Source organism: Bacillus cereus group sp. N14 (assembly GCF_016483555.1).
Classification (GTDB): domain Bacteria; phylum Bacillota; class Bacilli; order Bacillales; family Bacillaceae_G; genus Bacillus_A; species Bacillus_A wiedmannii.
Window position 1 is genome coordinate 105,623 of the sequence record NZ_JAEHBQ010000017.1, and the last position, 18,807, is coordinate 124,429.

Sequence of the window (18,807 nt, forward strand, 5' to 3'; positions counted from 1 at the left end):
TCAAAATCATCTCTATTGTCATTCCATCACTTGTTTTTCCAAGAAATCTATTGTTTTTTTATTTACTTTGTTATGAAAAGCCTCATTCACTGCATCTATTACTTGTTGAGGTGTCCACTCCCTTGGAAAGAATGTGGATTTTGGACCTTTTAATACCCCATCAATTTCAATTTTGGCCCTATAAACCCCATTTTTATCAGGTACACTCTCAGTCCCTGGAATAATCTTTCCACCCATCACATTCTCATGATGATACCCAACTGCTTTCCCACGTTTATTAATTTCCTCATGATAAATGTGTTTCATTGTATCAGTTTTATATTTTTCCGTACCCTGAGTACCATCCTTAGCCCCTTTAACTCAACCAATTTCTTCCTCAAGCTTTGAAATCTTACTTTGATTATAGGCTTTCGTCTCTTTATGACTTAGGGTGATTGCCTCTTCAAATATTAACAACTATAATTACAAGTAAATTAAAATAGACTTAAAAGGAATGAATTCTTTACAATACAGAATTCATTCCTCACTAGTTGCTTAAAATATTTGTCTAACTCTTTAGGTTCAATTCGCATTCAATATACCCTAAACATACATTAAATTTAAATTACCCTCCATATTTTTTAAATTCCTAAGAATGATGGAAAGCTAGCATACCCTGTAAGCTTATGCTAAATACCACTCTTCCGTAGAAAAATTATCAGCATTTGGATTTCCTTCTAACTCCCATTCGCTAATAAAATTAATTATTTCTCCTAAAATTAGATTTATATCATGATTCTTTATAATCAAACCTCTATGATTATTCCAAGTAAAATCAATTTCGATATTTATATTCAACTCATCCTCACATTTACTTAAAAAGTCATTCATTACTAAGGTAAAATATAAATTCACAAAATTATCAGAAACCCAAATTACGGATGATTCATCATTAACCTTCTCTATTCTAAATCTTAAATTATTGTACGCAATCCACTTTATATTACCTTGTATTTTTTCTTCTTTCATAATTATTTCCCTCCCATACTATGATATATTCCTGTCAAGACATCCATTGCTTAATTTGTTTTTAAACTGCCATATACCACATCTTCCCATCGACTGATATACATCTCTATAGAAAGCGCAATTATTAATAAAAATAACTTCAATTTATTTTATTAACCGTTCTCTTTACTTCGTAATTAAGTATTAAAATATTGTTGGTTATATTTTTGTAATAAAATGTAATCACACAAAACAAACGGTTTTTGATTGCACAGAAACCTTTTATTTGATATCCATTTCTTTATATACTTACATTATAATTGCCAATAAGAATGATAAAGATAGAAATGCACAAAGCGGTATATATAAAACAGTGTCCATTCTAGCAAAATGCGTATCTTTTTTTCGCTTAAAGATACCAAAATAATGAAATTCACCAATTACTCTTATAAAAAAAACAATCATACAAATCCAGGAACCCCATTGAACAAATACATTAGGAACTGCAAAATAAACAACATCTGCTTGTTGTAATAAAATCATTGCTGCCATACTTAATAACAACGCAATGAACAATGTCATTCCTACACCTGGTGTAAACGCCTTTTCTCCTGATTTTGTTGGAATGACACTATTTGTCGCCCACTTACCTCCGAAAGCCCAGTAAACATGTAAAAAACTAACTAAGAATAATATACAGACAGAAATATATGTAATAATCAGCATTTTACCCTCCTATTATTTTATTTAAGTCCTCAACTTTAGAGTATGCTATGAATTCCTCATTAGCAATCTATATGTAATTACATAAAAAACCCTTTAATGATTTATCAATTCAATGATAAATCATTAAAGGGTTTACTGAAATTTATTATGCATTATTCCTATTTCTACGACGTTCCATCCTTGTTTGTCCTTGAGCAGTACCTTCTTTAAATTGATGTATTTGCTCTGTCATTTCATAAGTTGCAGCTGAAGCTGGTTCTTCGTAATTATGCTCACGTATTTTTTCTGGTGTTTTTCGTTTTGATACTTTTCCACGAAACTTAAATAATTTCATCTTAAATTTCGGTAATCTTGGAAGTGGAATCTTAAATGATAATTTTTTGCGCTTCTTTTTTTGTTGAAATAGATTTATATTTTCTTTATTAACATCCTTTTCTTTACGGTGTAATAACATCGCAAGTAATCCACCTAATATAAGTCCTCCAACTAACAGTAGAAGATATAAGTAATGACTTGTCATTAAACTCGACATACGTTCAAGTATGACTAATGACTGTACTTCTTTAATATCCCAAAGTAAAGCGGTCCATAATGACAATAAACCGAAAGTAAGTCCATATGTACGAAAACGGAATAAACATGGAATTAAAGCGATACAAGCGGCGATTTTCGCATTCCCTATTATTGAACTTGTTGAAATATCTTGATGCCAAATGACTAACAGTAGTGTTATAAATGGCGCATACGCTATCCAACTACATATACGTGAATATATTTTTTTCGCAAAATAGCTACCGAAACTAGTAAAAAATAATAGGCCTCCAATATATAAAGATTGTTCAAGTGGGATTTGCTTTATTATTCCTGCAACTGGAAAGAGGCCGCTCAATAGCATCAATAACACATCTAATTTCTTCACAATTCCTCATTCCTTTCAAATTTCTTTCGAATCAATTCATATTGCTTTTCCAAATGATGAAGTTTTTATTTCTAAAAAACATCTTAATCCTGTATGTAAATAAAGTAAATACGTAAAAGAGAAGATACATGACAAAAGATATACTTATTTACATGAAAAAATGACAAATCCTGATCGATATAATGAGCAGGATTTGTCTATTATTATTTAAAGTAGAATAATTGAATCTTTCTTTTCTATTTTTATAATATCTACATCCAATTCATCATCAAACTCTTTAAACTCTCTTGCATCTATATCCGTCATATAGCTCTTTATTATTTTCGCCATATGCATAGAATATGGCATGTGTATATTCTTTTCCAAAAGCATACTTGAATTACAGCACATATAATGTACCATTTTGGCAATATAGTTCCTTTCAACCGCTTTTACACCTAGCGGTAAAATTTCGAGTATGTATCGTTGCAATGTTTCACTACCATTAATCGAATATTCACCAGTGCTATAATACATTCCTTTTTGATCTGTGTATAAACTTGTGCCATCCAGTACATCATCACATTCTATCGCACCGTATTTTGGTACATCAAAAGATGTATTTATTCTTATAATGTTTAAGTTTGGTACCTTTAGCACATCAGGGACAATCTCTGGTAAAATATCTATATCAATTTTTTTATTTTGCAACTCTTTTATCCAATATTTTCTTAAATGCGCATCTATAATGAAATACACTTGTTCATTTTGCTCTTTTGCGTTTTGTAAAATTCCCGTTAGTGTTTCAGAGACAAATTGTTTAAATTGAACCCCCATATCATTTCTTTTTGAAGGCTGTGGTAAAAAACTATTATGTTTATTTATATTTAATAATAAACGATCAATCGTTTGCCATTCTGTATTCCCATATAATTTATATGAAATTTCTTTACCTTTTATTTGTGAAATAATAGGTAAGAAATCAAATTTTGAGATTCGTTCAATTGATAAATTAACATATGTACAAGGTAAATTTATCTTATTCCAACTACGTTTCAAAAATCCTTTTTGTTCTAATAAACTAAAAATACAATTAATAATTGTTTTACGAGATACACTTTGACCTATAAATAAATTAATAAATGCCGAAATACGGTTTGTTCGTGCGAACCCTTCTCTAACGATTTGCTTTGGATCAATTTTTTCGCGCCCATCACAATTTTTCATTGCGATTAACGCCAATGTCGCATCATTACGCTCACCTGCAGTAGCATAGACCGCTTTCATAACATCCTCTACTAAATTTGTTTTATATTTCTGGCAATATTGCATTTTATATGGGTTTTGCAATACTTTTTCGATATTATATCTTACTATTTTTAATAATACTGGAGAATCTGCATTTAATACATATGAAGACTCACCAATTTGAGCTAACACAATTTCACTTTCAAATAACGCTTGTTCTACTTCCATTGAAATTTTTTCAGACCATATTTCTAACGTTATAGTCTCTAATCCTTTTGGAGCAATTAAAGGGAATAATTCATTTTCATTATTTGTTGCTAGCTTTTTACATTCTGGTAGTAATGTGAAATAAGAGAATTTTTGCTGAAACCCTTTAAATAAATACTCTCTTTCCTTTACTTTTATACCAGGTTTTATTTTAGTACCTTGAACTTTATATATTCTCTCATTGTATGGAAGCAACACCCTAAGATTTGCTCCTAACATATAATCTTTCGGATATTGAAGAATGTGCTCTAATTCAACTTCTCCACCTATATGAAAATCATCTTTTAAATTTCTAAAAATCTTAATCCATTTTATGCCGTTTGTAGCTTGTTGTACTTTTAGTTTTACAAACCGTGATTTTTTATTATTCGATGCAAATTCTGGAGTAGAAACCAATATCATGCTCCGTTTACGTCTTAATAGCAAAGGAATATCTGGATGATTATATTCTTGATAAAACCTCCGAATTCCTATTGAAACATTTAATAATGGAATATTCTCGCCACCGCGCGTTATACATTCGAACCGATATACGTAGGCGAAATAATCTTGTGTTTTTTCATCTTTAATAGGCTCTGACATTGCCTCACAAATATTTTGTGATCTAAGAGGAGAAAAATCTATATCTTCTTCGTTGATATTCTCTAATCGTACAGATTGTTCACAAAAAATATGTGAAATTAAAGCGGGCAACCACTTAGAATATATTTCATTATCATGTAGTACTGTTACATTAGAAATTAAATCGTAATGCCATTCATATTTTGGCGATTCTATTAATTTATTAGGTTTCCAATCATGTATAACCTCATACCAACTTTGGAAAATATAATCAAGTTGTTCTTTTCTAATAGGTTCTTTGGATACAATCCATGGTGTATTTTCATTTAATACATATGGATTATGCTGAATAAACAATATATCAGAAAACATATCATATAATCTTTCATTCAATCGTTTCAACTTACTCGTTAATAAAAATGTCTTATAATGTATCTCTACAATATCGAGCCATTCAATAGGAAAATATATAAATGATACGCTTTCGTTTAAAAGAGGTTCTACTATATTTTTAAATGTTAACAACTTTAATTTTTCCATAAAATGATTACTTCCTTTCTTCGTTTTTCTTAATCACAAAAAACTAAAGTATTATCACATAATCTATTTATTTAAAAGAACAACAAATACTACTTATTCGATTAACGTATTAATGAAATGACTCTTATAAAAGTTAAAAGAAATTATCATACATAGCCCCCTTTTAAATCACGAATTTATTACATTAGAATTATACAATATATATTACGTATTGTATTTATGATTTACAATAATTTTACAAAAGAGTATAAAAAGAGGTATTGACCATACATAAGTATAGCAATACCTCTTTTCTTTAACCTATTACATCTTTTACTTCTGTATCCACTGGCCATTTTTCTAAGGCATAAACCATCTCCCAAAATGAATATTCATATTGACTACTAATAATAAAATGCTGTTTCATTCGTTTTCGGTCAGACTCTGTCACTTTTTCAGCGATAATATCTAACCATGTAATTTGCTCTTCAACTAATGTACGGAATCAATCAGATCCGTCAATAGAAAGCCAATCATTTTAAATTGGCTCTTCTGGCTGACACTTTTTTAAACATTCATCAAATTAGTAAGTATACATTAGAAAATCCATCCATAGAATGGCTTTATTTTTCACTGCACAGCTAGAGCTACTGAAAATTATAAAGCTCATCTTGAGAGACAGGAAAAATTATTAACTAGTAATGGCTATCGTAAAGCTAGACGAAACGTTGGAATCCCAAACTCCACTTCATACCACAAATCTACACAAATCTTTGATGGAACTAGTGAACATAGGTGGACTCTAATATTAAGAATGAAAAAGTATATATAATTGAGTATAGAGAAGATAAAATGGTAAGGGGTTCCCATTTCCATACTGCAGATGATGAAAAAGGAAGACCACTGGAAAAAAGGAAAACATTAAGAAACTAAAGGTGTGAAAAATTTTGAGTAATATGAATAAAAGCCGAATCGAAATTCTAAAAATGAAAGCAAAAAGAAACGCTAGTAGAAAAGAACTGATAGACGAACTTACTAATATTGTTACGATTTCTATGGACTCATTTATGGATGCAGAATCTAATGATTTATTTTGTAAAGAATTATTTAATACGCTAGAACAAAATTCAAACATAAAAAATTTTGGTAGCACTGATTATGAAGAAAACAGAAGACTATCAATAGCGCTGTTAAAAGAAACAGCTAAAACTATTCAATTTCCAGTTAATCAAGGGAGACTCTTTTTCTCTAAGGGTGGTAAATTTGAAGCAGTTAAGCTAAACATTGCTGAAGTATTTGATAATTTAGAAGAATTATCAACCATATCAAGATTTCTAACTGGGTATGCTGATTTTATATTAGTTGGTGATGATTTAGAATACGGCGTATGTATCGAAAGAACGGAATATCATTATGAATTCAGTATGTGGGGAATAACAAAAATCTAAATTATAAAACAATCCACCTTCAGACGATGTAAATCCAATCCTATTGGATGAAAACAATTGGCTTGTATCTAAAAATCATCATTTAGAAGGAATTGGTATACCTGCTGCTACTTTAATTCAAATGAAATAGAATAGCGTTGAAGATAGATAAAAAGTTTCAAATTTAATTAACCTAGTGTTATAATGCGAGAGATTGATAATCATATTTATCTATTAAAGAAGGATTCTCAAATTTCAGCCCCTTGACGCGCACCGTTAGGGACTGAACTCCTTTGTTTCGATAAGAATGATGTAATGTATTTAACTTTTACAATAAAACTAAAAAAGAACACCTTAAATCAGTGCCCTTCTTGCAAATAACAACCTTTATGTAATTGAACATACAGATAAAACTAATCCCCCTAATGTAATTGCACCTAGTAATCCAAATACAAATCCAGTTATGCAAATACAATCAGCAAGACAAATGGAAGACTGCGATAATGGAACAAATGACCTACTTGTACTTAATCCATATTGTTTTATTTTCTCATAATTCATATCTAACATTACTTGTAGACATGCTATACCTTCCTCAATAGAATGAAGAGATTCTTTTTCTAATCGATCCAATAATTTACTATTAAAAGTAATTGGAAGAGGATACCGTTTATCTAATTTCATATTTTGATAAATTAATTGTAAACGAGATAATATATTATTTTTCTTTTTTTCACATGTTACTGTGTGTTTCATTTTATTAAATTCATTTAATAACAGTGTCAATTCATCTCTGTTTCCGTATAAATCACTTGCTATTTTTCTCTTTAGTTTGTACGAATGGATAATAGATTTTATTTCAATCATTTTAATACACTTCCTAAATAGAATTTTACTTACCCCAATATTTTAACAATAAACAGTACTTTTAAATCTTATTTAAAATACACTCAAGTATCTTCATTTACTATCGATTAACATTACATTAACCTTACATAGTTGTAATAATTTCTTTCGCTACCCACTAACTATAAGCAACAGATTCCTTATTTGATGGTAAAAATATAAAAAAGCAATGATTAGGTTTTAAGTCTAGTCATTGCTTTATATATCTTATCTTGATTTACAACTAAAAATCTAAATATCATTCTTTCACTTGAATGCTACATGTGTTTTTATTAAATTCTTTAATAAAAATTATATAATGCTTCACTAATGGATTCCTTTTTTCTCTTATCAATATTCATATGTTACAATAGTACCAGTTGTATCAGTAGTACCATTAAAACCACTAAAACAATTAGAACAACTACCACAACTACCACAGCCGCCACAACCGCCACAACTAAAACAACCGAAGCAACCAATACAACGGAATCCACCACAACGAAATCCTCCACAACGACCTCCACCACAACCGCCACAACGACCACAACCGCCACAGCGACGAGCAGCATCTTCAATATAATAATATGGATATTGGTTTTGCGGGTCCCAATACACAATATCTCCAGACCGGTAATCATTAAGACTTAACGTTTGTAGTTCTTGTTGAAACTGATTCATTTTCATAACCTCCATTTATAAACTTCAATCTTTTCAATGCTTTCCTATATTTCTGTTCGTTACATCTAAGTAGAAATAGCGCTATAAACTAAGTTCAATACGTACCCCTACAAAATATGACCTATCACTAGATGATGCACCTTGTTCATACACCTATTTTTAGGTTATTTTTCCCATGGGCTCATTTTTATAAATTGAAAAAAGACGCACTTAGATTAATGCGTCTTTTTGCGATACTTCTTTTGTGAAATCATATACACAGGTATTATCCATACCTGTGTATAGCAATACCCCTACCCATTAACCCATTACATCTTCTACTTCTGTATTCACTGGCCACTTTTCTAAAGTATAAGCCATTTCCCAAAATGAATATTCATATTGACTGCTAATAATGAAATGCTGTTTCATTCGCTTACGGTCAGACTCTGTTACGTTTTCAGCGATAGTATCTAATCTTGTAATTTGCTCTTCAACTAGCGTACGGAACCAATCAGATCCATAAGCAGAAATCCATTCGTTATAAATTGGCTCTTCTGGCTGACACTCTTTTAAACGCTCACCAATTTCATAATACAACCAATAGCAAGGTAAAATTGCTGCAATGATATCGCCTAAATGTCCTTCATACGCAGCACGATACATATGTGAAGTATATGCGTATGAAGTTGGAGCGGGGATAAAATTATCTTTTTCTTCTTGTGTGATCCCTAGTTTCTTCGCGAAATTTTCATGTAAAGATAATTCCGCCTCATATGTATTTTGAGCATGATGTGCCATACGAGCTGTCGTTTCTAATTCCAGTGCTTTTGCAGCTCCTAAAGTTTGTACTCTAGCAAAGTGACTTAAATAATAGGAATCTTGAAGCACGTAATAGCGAAAACTAGCTAAATCTAACGTTCCTTCACCAAGTTTTTTTACAAAAGGATGATGAAAACTTGCTTCCCAAATTGAATCTACTTCTTTACGCAAAGATTGTGAAAAAGTCATTTAAATTCCTCCAATAATTAATTTAATATAAGTATTTATCCACAGCTATTAACGCTTTAAAATAAAAAAACTTTCTTTACAGACGTAAAGAAAGTGAAATTGACAATATTTATACATGAAATAGCAATGTCTTTTCCACTTCCCTACGCTGGCATTAACCAGATCAGGTACTAAGAGTCTCAAATTCCCATTTGATCTCAGCCTATAATAGGCCCCCCTAGTGGATAAATATTTAATTTTCGTATTGTATTCATCATAACACACTTCATGTTACTGTCAAAAGTATTCATGATACTGCTACTTAAAACCCTTCTTCTTCCCTTACTCTTAATGAAGTTTCAATAATCATATCTAATAGTTTACTATAATGAATACCAGCTGCATCTGCACTTTTTGGTAGTAAACTTGCTTGTGTCATCCCTGGTAATGTATTAACCTCCATTACATATGGAATTCCGTCCTTTACCATCATATCCACCCTTGCATAAACGCTGCATTTCAATGCTTTATAACAAGCCAGTGACGCTTTGTTTACACGTTCTTTCAATTCAACTGGAAGTTCAATAACTTCTTCAATAGTACCAGCATCATCATATTTCGCATTGTAATCAAAGAACTCCGCCGCGTGTCGAATTGAAATGATGGGTAACTGTTTTCCATCAAAAATTGAACATGTAATCTCATCACCTTTTATATACTTCTCTATTACTACTTCAGAATCCCATTCAAACACAGTTTCCAGCATTGAAATTAATTCATCTTTATCATATACAATCTTTACCCCAACACTTGATCCACCAGAGTTTGGTTTTACCACTAACGGAAATCCTAACTTATCTAATTCATCAAGATTTAGATCCGCCATTTTTGTAAGTTCAATCCAATCGGGTGTTTCTATACCTTCATAGCGTAAAATCTTTTTCGAAATATTTTTGTCCATACACATACCGCTAGATAACATATTGCTCCCGCTATAAGGAATACCTAAACTTTCAAGCGTGCCTTGAACCGTCCCATCTTCTCCGTATTTTCCGTGTAATGCGAGCAGCGCAAAATCAATGTCTTTCGCTTTTTCGATTAAATCCATTTTTTCATTTAACGTAATTGGTACGATTTCATATTTATTTTTATCTAAATTTGCAATCATTTCATTTCCAGTCATAATTGATACTTGTTTTTCAGAGGATACTCCACCCATAATAACGCCAATTCTCATTTCCTCAACTCCAAATTTCATTTTTTATTGTATCACCGATTATTTTGATTCCACGAACTATTTCTTCTTCTTTCAGACGTGAAAATCCTAATCGAAAAGTAGTCGCTCCTCCTCCATCAGAATAAAAAACATCTCCAGGAGAAAATGTAACCCCTTGCTCATAACACTTTTGTAAAAGTGTGCGGGCATGAATTTTTTCTTCTAACTCTATAAATAAATGAAGTCCACCATCACCGGTCATTCTTTGAAACGGAATGTACTCGTTACACGCCCCAACAGCTAACTCATATTTTTTCTTATAAACAGATCTTGCCTTTTTTAAATATTTTTCAAAATATCCTTCATGTAAATATTGAAATAGAACGGCTTGATCTAACGTAGATGTGTGAATCGTTCTTGCTCTTTTTACACTTTCTAAATGATGAATCAGTTCTTTATCTGCAATAATCCAGCCTACACGTAAACCAGGGAAAAGTACCTTTGAAAAACTACTAATATAAATTACATTATTACCAGCGCCAGCAAAAGTTAATAATGGTGCTAAATGTGAACCTGAATAACGTAGCTCTTCATTAAATCCATCTTCTATAATAGGAACCTTATACTTTGAGAATAATCTCATCAGTTCCGTTCTTTTCTCCGAACTCGTAACAATACCGGTTGGATTATGATAGGAAGGAATTAAATACGCGAAATCAAACTCTTTTTCACGCAAACTTTTTTCTACTTCTTTCGTATCGATGCCATCTTCATTCATATTAATTCCGTGAACTTCAAGTCCATGTAAGCGGAACAGCTTCAGTGCAGCATGGTGAGTTGGATTCTCACAAATAACTCGCCCTGATTTCTTCGATAACGAGGATAGCACGATATCTAATCCTTCTGTAAATCCATTTGTAATTAAAATATCTTTGTTCGAAATATCTACACCTTTCATTTCCATATAATGAAGTAGATAATTCATTAAAGGTCTATAACCTTTTGCGTATCCGTAGTTTAATACGACATCCCCTTCAATGGACATACGAGTAAGAAAAGCTCTTTTGAAATTTTCCACATCAAATAGCTTTTCGTCCGGAGCAATGCTATTAAAAACAATCATTCCCTTTTCCCAACGGACACCATGTTTCATTAAATCTAATTCATCCGCTAATAAGGTAACTGTATTAAGTTTATTTTTCCAATCTATTTCAACAGACGAAGTGTTTGAAATATCAACCTTCGCAACAAAATTTCCTTTTCCTTTAACTGCATAAATGAGTCCTTCTTGCTCTAAATCTGCGTAAGCAGCGAGCACAGTATTTCTGCTCACACTTAGTAATTCGCTTAGTTCCCTTGTTGAAGGAATTTTTTGATCCCCGAGCAAATGCCCTTTCATAATCATCTTTTTCAAATAATCTTTCAATTGAATATAAACGGGACGATCTTTCACAACTTTAAAATCTTTAAACAATTCCTTACCCCCTGCAATTATTTTTGCATATTTATTTCATTCTCAAAAGGTCCACTACATATGTATTTTTTATAAAGGGCGGTACGGTCTTATAAAACGAAACTTTAATCAATAGGGGATTCATCCCGTTCACTTTTTATTAGCCCTCACCAATCAGGAATTTTACTACCCGTTAACACGTGATAAATCTTTACGATATAAGTTAATTAAATCTTTTAAAGCCGCTGCTGCGGCTCCGCGTGGATTAGAAGCACCACCAATTGTAGTAACTTGCCCCATCGTATCTGTAAAGAATGTAATCCCTTTTTCCGTCCCATTTACTTTTGCTAGCGGATGATCTTTATCTATTTCGTACGGTTCCACATGAAGAGCCACTTTACCATCCTTATCCTTATATGCTGAAGCTATTAATTTAATATATTTATTCTGTTCTTTAGCATTTCGAATTTGTTGTTTTGTAACATGTTCGATTCCTTTTATATGTATATCGGTAAGCATATTTTCCGTTCCCATTAGACTGTTTGTCAAAAGTAACAATTTACACGCACTATCAGAACCACTTACATCTAATATTGGGTTCGTTTCAGCAATTCCTTTACTTTGCGCTTCTTTCAGTGCTTCTTCAAACGTAATATCTTCCTCATTCATTTTCGAAAGGATATAATTTGTAGTCCCGTTTAATATTCCTTCTATTTTTTCAATATGGCAACCAGCTAAACTAAATTGACCAATATCAAGTGTCGGTAATGCGGCCGCAGTTGCACCACTGTATCGAATTCGTACATTTTCGATTCTTGCTGCTTCATTTATTTCTTTCCAGTTTGTAACGAGTGCGCCTTTTGAAATTGCAACTATATCCATATGTTTCTCAATCGCTTGTTTTATATATTGTTTTCCTGGATTTCCATCTTTAAGGTTTGTAACAGTTGATTCTACTAATACAGTACCATTTATCCCATTTGTTGCACGTTCCTTCGGATGATACTCTATATATTTTTCCATTGCGGCACTACCGCTACCATATTTCAATAAATCGTGAAGGGACAATCCATCCCCATTATATATTGCAATATTCCTTCCTAATACCCCACTTACAACTAATCGAATCCCATATGTTTCATATATATATGAATATTTTTCGTTTAATAATTTTATAAACTCTCTGCCAACTGTTCCATATCCTGATAATACAACTTGAATTTTCATAATATCCCCCCAGTTTTTTCTACCAAATCCCTCTTTCAATATAATATAAAGCGCCCCCGAATTCCATCGAGAGCGCTTTATTATTACCTATTTCGGTAATCTTAATAGTTTTTCTGCAATTGTTCTATAAAACTCTTGAATACTAGAAAAACCTAACGTGTCTGAAACACTAAGTCCTACCATATCAAGATGGTCCCAATTTGCTTTCGTTTCTATATGATTCCATTTTCCAATCTGTAAAGACTCATTACTATTTACAGTAGTATTAGAAGACGGTGCAATCATAGAATTTGTATTTACTACACCGTCATTTTGCCACCAAGTAGTATCAATTAATGGACGATTTTCTTCATATCTTGCATAGGAACCTAAGAAAAATGCATTCCCCATTAACACTTTATTCATCGTTATATGAGGCAAATGTAAACCTGTTATAGGTGCCGCTTGTGATGCATGTCCACTATAAGATAAATAATAAACATCTGATTGCGTCTTTACCCAATTATTTAAATCCTTTGCACCATCTGTACTTAAATCCCATTGACTTATATCTTTTGTATTTTTCCAAAGTGAACTATTTAGAATACGATTACTGTATTGGAAAAAGGACTCTCCAGTATTCTTTTTTAACCCCCATTGATCCAATTTAAAATCATATAGTGATAAATTATCGTTTCCTCCAAAACTTGCAGCTGTAATGAGTAAATCTTTAACAAACGGTAGTAGAAGACTACCATCCGCAAGTGTTGTACCGTTGTGAGGGGTTGCTAATGTTGTAACACTATGAACATATGATTTCTCGCCCTCAAATAGTGGTGATATATTGGTGTTCGGATGATTTTTCACATAATTTTTTTCTTCAAAACTGCCTTCTTTTAATAGCTGTACTAATGTTCTAATCGTTTGTCCACCCATGCTATGTCCAACTAAATGTACTTTATTTGTTTCACTCCAACTCGGCGTGAAACCACTATAAGTTCTTCCAAAACGATTATGTCCATGTTTCTCAGCATGTGCGGCACCATAGTCTACTGTACCGCCGTTAATTTGCGCATATAATTCACATGCACGGTCCCAGTTACTAGAAACAGGTCCAACAGCTGCGGTATGTACCGTATAACCATTTCGTTTCAAATCTTCCTGTATATCATGAACACCACCCCAATATTTAACCCCTAACATTTCCTCTCTACCCCACCCAGCAAATCCATTGACTAATATGATCGGATAATTATTTTGTTGTCTCTCTTCAGCGTAAATTGTTTTTGCTGTGAATAAAGACACAATCCCTATTGCAAATAAACATATTTTTAATAATAATTTCCCCATTCTTCCTCTCCCCCTGATAAAGCGTTTGCATTTCTCTGTGAAAATAATATACAAAATTAGTTTATAACTTAAACATAATGTAAAGTATTTTATATATGTTGTATATATTGAAAACATACAAAAATGTTGATAAATATTAATTCAAGCAAGCATTTACTTTTTACAATACAACTTGTAAATCTATTTATTTGAATTTATAATTAGATATAGTTTCCTCGTGTTAAAAAGATTTAAAAACCATAAGAAAACTAATCTCATTGCTTGAAAAGGAGGAAAAAACATGCAAATCGGATCAAATATTCATACATTATCTCAACCTACTAAAATAACTCCATCTACTCTTGAGCATAATACTATCTCTTCTACTAAACTTGAAAGTAAGAAAGCAAATGATCCTATCAAGTTCGATATTCGTTCATTCGAAAAAGAAATGAAACAGCCAGAGCATAAATTTAACGAATTAGATTTATGGAAGATGTTAAAAGATAAAGGTGTTCCTTTATGGATCATCCTTGAAATGCTACAAAAAGTCCGTAAAGAAAAAGAAGCTCAAAATACAAATGCGATTGAGGAAGTAAACGAGACTCGATTAAATGAAGTAATGTAATCTTTTTTATATGAATGGTCTATAATCTAAAAAGAGTTCGAGGTTGATAAAATCCCTATCAACCTTGAACCCTTTTTTATGATTTTTCTCCAATCGTGACAAATTGAACTGATACTTCTTCCTCAAGATCTTTAATTAACTTTCTTACTTTTATATATTCATTAATCAATATATTATCTGTCGACATTTTAGGTTTTTCGTCACCTAAAGATTTTTTCAGATGAAGAAGTTGCATTTTCGTTTCATTTGCCTGTATTTCTTTATATACACTATTGCTCGCCACAATTACATACCATAGTGTTCCATAATTTCGATTATTACCAAGCCAAGCATCACTATCATATGTAACTGGTATCACTTTCCCTTCTATTTCAATACTTTTTATATTCTTTTCTTCTTCATTTATAAATAATAGTGAACTTTCTTTTGGAAAATTCGGTAACGTATCTAAAGGTTTAGAATGAGATGAATGATCTCTTTTACGAAAAATTTTTGCTTTAATCATCGCTTTTGCAGTAGATTCATTTAATATCAAAACCCTTTTTTGGTCAAATCTACCTGTTTTCACCGAAAAAACTTCAAGTTCTTTCGTATTTTCTTTATAACGATTCATAACTGTTGAAGTATTGTTCTCATCTCCAATGATTAATACACCGTTAGCTGGAAATCTGTTTTCATTTTTAGAGCATGCACTTAAACTTATTAAAATTAATATACTTAATATGAAAATAGAGAGTGTTTTTTTCATCACAGTTCCTTTCATAACTCAAATTGTTTTTTTACATGCTTTTCTGCAATCTTACTTGCTGATATTCTTTACTGTTCCATAGTTTTATAAAGCTTTTGTAAGTAACGCCAACGAGTTATAAAGAAATATAAAACTTGTATACATATAAATGAAATTAAAATTATGATAGAGCTATTCATAATAGAAAAATCGACTAATTGTTGTAATGCCATATAAGCGACCACAGTATGAATCACTGCAACAATAATCGGTAAGAAGAACATTAATACTAATTGTCTTGTTACAACTTTTTTCAACTCTCGTTTACTTAATCCCATTTTCGAAATCATCTTATATTGCTGCTGATCGCGGTCCAAATCAGTATATAACCGGAAATAAATAAAACTAGCAGCGAAAGTAAAGAAGACGATTCCAACTAAAACACTTGCCATAAGTAATAACCCATTCGTTTGTTTTGCACTTAACAACTCTATAGTTAGTGCTCTAAATTCAAAATGTATGTCTCTAGGATCTTGATCGAATATATCACTTAATTGGTTTGAAATCTCTTTTGTTTTTATCCAATCATCTACAACAAATCCATAAGTTCGATATTGAATAATATTTTCAAAATCTAGATTACTATTAAGCAGAATTTCATCATACACATGATCTTGAATCGCAATATTAATCCCTTCCGTATCGTGTGGCAAAACTAAATTATCTACAGTTTTTTTCACATGAAATGTCTTTGTCCAATCGCCTTGAATGACTTCAATATTCTTTTTATAATCACCATTTTTAAACTCTTGTTTTTGTGATACGACTCCAGGGATTAATAACATTTCATCTTCTTTTTCAATCGTTTCTTGTTGGTACCCGAGTGCTCTCGCAAGTTCGTTATATTCACTTAACTTCATTACATTTACATTACTTTCTGTATAAATATCTGAAGTGGAAGCCATTCGATATGGAATATTAGAATCAGCAAGATGTTTTTTTATAATCGAGAGATGTTTATCCGTTATTTTATTTTTATCAGGAGCTGTATACAGAAATGTATACGGGTTTGTCATCCTTACCAAATCTTTGTTTCCAAGAGCTGCTGTCGTGCCAATTGCTGTAAAAGCAACTGCTGAAATAATAGATACTATAAAAAACATTGTTGCATTATCTTTCATACGGTATATTAATTCTGAAAATGTTAATATATTGGTTCTCTTTAAAAAGAAAGATTCACTCCTTTTCACAAGATGCAATATATAAACGCTACACTGTGTATATAAAAAGTACGTTCCTATAATTACTAGGAGCACACCCATTCCGAGCGTAATAAAACTATAACTTGGGATAAAGCGAAATACTAAAATATAGCCATATCCTATACTAAATAAAGAAAAAATTGATAATAACATTGACGATTTCGGTTCAGGCTTTGGCTTTTCCCCTGCTTGAATAAGTTCCACAAGTTCTGTTACTTTTATCATTTTAAAAGTAACTAGCGAAACAAGTAAAAATAAGAATAGAAACGTGATGCCAGTTAATAATACCGCCTTCACTGGCATATAAAAAGGTAAGCCGTTACTAATCATTAATACACTGGCACTTATTAATAAAACTAGTTTAGAAAATACGAGGCCGATAAGAATCCCAATACAAATCGAACCAAGTCCAATTAACATATTTTCAATTAACAATAACTTCTTAAGCTGTCTCATTGACATACCTTGCATCATTAAAATGCCAAATTCTTTCTTACGCGTTTTTAAAAACGAACTCACTGAATATAGAATGAAGAAGAATGAAAAGACAAAAATCAAACCTTGAGAAACTTCAAATCCTAATGTACCAAATGTACTTATTGTTTTACTTGTCGATTTCAACTCCCCCTGTAAATCAGGATGGAATAATAAAAGAGCATACGTAAAGAAAATCATTATAGAAAATGCACTACTTAAAAAATGGGCAGCATATGTACGCTTATTACGAAAAATATTATTAAATGCGAATTGACGAAAAGTCATGCCTTTTCCCTCCTAACAAAGAAAGGACATCCATAATCTTTTGATAAAATGCTTGCCTGCTTTCACCACGATAAATTTCGTTATATAGTTGACCATCTTTAATAAAAATTACTCGGCTGCAAAAACTCGCTGCATACGGATCATGAGTCACTAACATCATCGTAGCTTTTTCTTCCTTATTTAGAGTATCTAACATCTCCATTACATCATTTGAAGATTTAGAATCTAAATTCCCTGTTGGTTCATCTGCAAGTAATAATTGCGGCTTATGGACGATTGCACGTGCGATTGCTGTTCGCTGAGCTTGGCCCCCAGATATTTCAAACGTTCTTTTATTCAATATATCTGTAATATTTAATTTCTCTGCGATTTCTTGTACGCGTTTGTTCATTTCTTGCACAGAAACGCCATCTAATGTCATCGGCAATACGATATTTTCCTTCACTGTAAGCGTGCTAAGTAAATTAAATGATTGAAAAACAAATCCTAATTGTTTCCTACGGAATAACGCTAAATCTTCTGATGATAACTGGAAAGGATTTGTACCGTTTATTACTATTTCTCCTGAGGACGGAGAATCGATAGTAGATACCATATTTAATAATGTAGTTTTCCCGCTACCAGATGGCCCCATGATCCCTATAAATTCACCTTCTTGAATTGATAAATCAATATCTACTAATGCTTTAAAAGGTATTTTCCCTTTATATACTTTACTAATATTTTTCGCATGTAAAATTTCCATTTCTATTCTCCCTTCATTTGCACTTCTCACAATAGAGTGTAAATGAATTGTCTTAATGCTCATATTGATTCATCTTTCATTTATCTTACACGCTTGTAAGATTTCTAAAAAAACTGATAATAAAACTATTTTCAAACTAAAATTAACGTATAACTATCTTATAATAATTGTATAGTGGTAGAAAATACAATTGTATATCAAATCTTTATTATAAAAACAAGAAAAGACCGATTGCTGATATTATCCCCTTTAGGTAGACAGTGTGAAAAAGACCATGTATACACATGGATGTTACACTATTACTTGGAGGG

17 protein-coding genes, 1 pseudogene and 1 riboswitch are annotated in these 18,807 nt (G+C 31.6%); of the genes and pseudogenes, 2 read left to right on the forward strand and 16 right to left on the reverse strand.

The genetic code is table 11. From position 1 onward, the window contains the following. Positions 1–18 precede the first annotated feature (18 nt). The 6 genes and pseudogenes from JDS82_RS21475 to JDS82_RS21500 form a co-directional block, all read right to left on the reverse strand. On the reverse strand, positions 19–306 hold the full coding sequence (locus JDS82_RS21475) for an EndoU domain-containing protein (protein WP_240317787.1): 288 nt from the start codon (positions 304–306) through the stop codon (positions 19–21). 357 nt (positions 307–663) lie between these two features. Next, the gene (locus JDS82_RS21480) at positions 664–1,008 is read right to left on the reverse strand and encodes a hypothetical protein (protein ID WP_064057205.1); all 345 of its coding nucleotides are present in this window, start codon (positions 1,006–1,008) and stop codon (positions 664–666) included. Positions 1,009–1,296: 288 nt separating this feature from the next. Further along, positions 1,297–1,713: a DUF3995 domain-containing protein gene (locus JDS82_RS21485; protein ID WP_199713909.1), complete on the reverse strand. Its 417-nt coding sequence runs from the start codon at positions 1,711–1,713 to the stop codon at positions 1,297–1,299. Between the two features lie 145 nt (positions 1,714–1,858). Further along, positions 1,859–2,632 carry a DUF3959 family protein gene (locus JDS82_RS21490; RefSeq protein ID WP_199713910.1) on the reverse strand — a complete coding sequence of 258 codons (774 nt, stop codon included), beginning with the start codon at positions 2,630–2,632 and terminating at the stop codon, positions 1,859–1,861. Between the two features lie 207 nt (positions 2,633–2,839). Continuing rightward, positions 2,840–5,227, reverse strand: coding sequence for an RNaseH domain-containing protein (locus tag JDS82_RS21495; RefSeq protein ID WP_199713911.1), 2,388 nt, complete (start codon positions 5,225–5,227; stop codon positions 2,840–2,842). Between the two features lie 295 nt (positions 5,228–5,522). Then, positions 5,523–5,783 (reverse strand): annotated as a pseudogene (locus JDS82_RS21500) (thiaminase II/PqqC family protein); the annotation flags it as partial. A 370-nt stretch (positions 5,784–6,153) separates the two neighbouring features. Here JDS82_RS21500 and JDS82_RS21510 point away from each other — a divergent pair. Further along, positions 6,154–6,654 (forward strand): YxiF family protein, encoded by a 501-nt coding sequence (locus JDS82_RS21510; protein WP_199713912.1) that lies wholly within the window; start codon positions 6,154–6,156, stop codon positions 6,652–6,654. A gap of 366 nt (positions 6,655–7,020) precedes the next feature. Here the strand turns inward: JDS82_RS21510 and JDS82_RS21515 are convergent, their stop codons facing one another. From JDS82_RS21515 to JDS82_RS21545, 7 genes are all read right to left on the reverse strand, one after another. Continuing rightward, positions 7,021–7,500, reverse strand: a complete 480-nt coding sequence (locus tag JDS82_RS21515) for a homoserine dehydrogenase (protein ID WP_176373008.1) — start codon at positions 7,498–7,500, stop codon at positions 7,021–7,023. A gap of 369 nt (positions 7,501–7,869) precedes the next feature. Next, entirely contained in the window at positions 7,870–8,199 is a 330-nt protein-coding gene (locus JDS82_RS21520) for a heterocycloanthracin/sonorensin family bacteriocin (RefSeq protein ID WP_199713913.1), read from the reverse strand. A 300-nt stretch (positions 8,200–8,499) separates the two neighbouring features. Beyond that, the gene (tenA, locus tag JDS82_RS21525; RefSeq protein WP_199713914.1) at positions 8,500–9,189 is read right to left on the reverse strand and encodes a thiaminase II; all 690 of its coding nucleotides are present in this window, start codon (positions 9,187–9,189) and stop codon (positions 8,500–8,502) included. A 123-nt stretch (positions 9,190–9,312) separates the two neighbouring features. Further along, positions 9,313–9,418: riboswitch (TPP riboswitch) on the reverse strand. Positions 9,419–9,490: 72 nt separating this feature from the next. After that, a complete protein-coding gene (gene ddlB, locus JDS82_RS21530; protein ID WP_199713915.1) occupies positions 9,491–10,405 on the reverse strand; it encodes a D-alanine--D-alanine ligase in 915 nt (304 codons plus the stop codon). A 4-nt stretch (positions 10,406–10,409) separates the two neighbouring features. Further along, positions 10,410–11,858 carry a MocR-like pyridoxine biosynthesis transcription factor PdxR gene (gene pdxR / locus JDS82_RS21535; RefSeq protein ID WP_064449396.1) on the reverse strand — a complete coding sequence of 483 codons (1,449 nt, stop codon included), beginning with the start codon at positions 11,856–11,858 and terminating at the stop codon, positions 10,410–10,412. A gap of 165 nt (positions 11,859–12,023) precedes the next feature. Further along, positions 12,024–13,064 carry a homoserine dehydrogenase gene (locus JDS82_RS21540; protein ID WP_199713916.1) on the reverse strand — a complete coding sequence of 347 codons (1,041 nt, stop codon included), beginning with the start codon at positions 13,062–13,064 and terminating at the stop codon, positions 12,024–12,026. Positions 13,065–13,151: 87 nt separating this feature from the next. Next, entirely contained in the window at positions 13,152–14,393 is a 1,242-nt protein-coding gene (locus tag JDS82_RS21545; RefSeq protein WP_199713917.1) for an esterase/lipase family protein, read from the reverse strand. A gap of 280 nt (positions 14,394–14,673) precedes the next feature. Here JDS82_RS21545 and JDS82_RS21550 point away from each other — a divergent pair, with 280 nt between their 5' ends. Further along, positions 14,674–15,000 (forward strand): DUF3914 domain-containing protein, encoded by a 327-nt coding sequence (locus tag JDS82_RS21550; RefSeq protein ID WP_199713918.1) that lies wholly within the window; start codon positions 14,674–14,676, stop codon positions 14,998–15,000. A 76-nt stretch (positions 15,001–15,076) separates the two neighbouring features. Here JDS82_RS21550 and JDS82_RS21555 read toward each other — a convergent pair whose 3' ends face one another. The 3 genes from JDS82_RS21555 to JDS82_RS21565 all read right to left on the reverse strand — a co-directional run bounded on the left by JDS82_RS21555 (position 15,077) and on the right by JDS82_RS21565 (position 18,496). After that, positions 15,077–15,748 carry a lipoprotein BA_5634 family protein gene (locus tag JDS82_RS21555; protein ID WP_199713919.1) on the reverse strand — a complete coding sequence of 224 codons (672 nt, stop codon included), beginning with the start codon at positions 15,746–15,748 and terminating at the stop codon, positions 15,077–15,079. 68 nt (positions 15,749–15,816) lie between these two features. Beyond that, a complete protein-coding gene (locus JDS82_RS21560; protein WP_061672007.1) occupies positions 15,817–17,751 on the reverse strand; it encodes an FtsX-like permease family protein in 1,935 nt (644 codons plus the stop codon). Next, positions 17,726–18,496, reverse strand: a complete 771-nt coding sequence (locus JDS82_RS21565; RefSeq protein WP_000404254.1) for an ABC transporter ATP-binding protein — start codon at positions 18,494–18,496, stop codon at positions 17,726–17,728. The genes JDS82_RS21560 and JDS82_RS21565 overlap by 26 nt, the downstream gene beginning before the upstream one ends. Between the last annotated feature and the right edge of the window lie 311 nt (positions 18,497–18,807).

Coding starts and splice junctions, on each gene's coding strand:
- JDS82_RS21475 (WP_240317787.1), bottom strand. CDS start 306: ATGAAACACATTTATCATGAGGAAATTAATAAACGTGGGAAAGCAGTT.
- JDS82_RS21480 (WP_064057205.1), bottom strand. CDS start 1,008: ATGAAAGAAGAAAAAATACAAGGTAATATAAAGTGGATTGCGTACAAT.
- JDS82_RS21485 (WP_199713909.1), bottom strand. CDS start 1,713: ATGCTGATTATTACATATATTTCTGTCTGTATATTATTCTTAGTTAGT.
- JDS82_RS21495 (WP_199713911.1), bottom strand. CDS start 5,227: ATGGAAAAATTAAAGTTGTTAACATTTAAAAATATAGTAGAACCTCTT.
- JDS82_RS21515 (WP_176373008.1), bottom strand. CDS start 7,500: ATGATTGAAATAAAATCTATTATCCATTCGTACAAACTAAAGAGAAAA.
- JDS82_RS21520 (WP_199713913.1), bottom strand. CDS start 8,199: ATGAATCAGTTTCAACAAGAACTACAAACGTTAAGTCTTAATGATTAC.
- tenA (WP_199713914.1), bottom strand. CDS start 9,189: ATGACTTTTTCACAATCTTTGCGTAAAGAAGTAGATTCAATTTGGGAA.
- ddlB (WP_199713915.1), bottom strand. CDS start 10,405: ATGAGAATTGGCGTTATTATGGGTGGAGTATCCTCTGAAAAACAAGTA.
- JDS82_RS21540 (WP_199713916.1), bottom strand. CDS start 13,064: ATGAAAATTCAAGTTGTATTATCAGGATATGGAACAGTTGGCAGAGAG.
- JDS82_RS21545 (WP_199713917.1), bottom strand. CDS start 14,393: ATGGGGAAATTATTATTAAAAATATGTTTATTTGCAATAGGGATTGTG.
- JDS82_RS21550 (WP_199713918.1), top strand. CDS start 14,674: ATGCAAATCGGATCAAATATTCATACATTATCTCAACCTACTAAAATA.
- JDS82_RS21555 (WP_199713919.1), bottom strand. CDS start 15,748: ATGAAAAAAACACTCTCTATTTTCATATTAAGTATATTAATTTTAATA.
- JDS82_RS21560 (WP_061672007.1), bottom strand. CDS start 17,751: ATGACTTTTCGTCAATTCGCATTTAATAATATTTTTCGTAATAAGCGT.
- JDS82_RS21565 (WP_000404254.1), bottom strand. CDS start 18,496: ATGGAAATTTTACATGCGAAAAATATTAGTAAAGTATATAAAGGGAAA.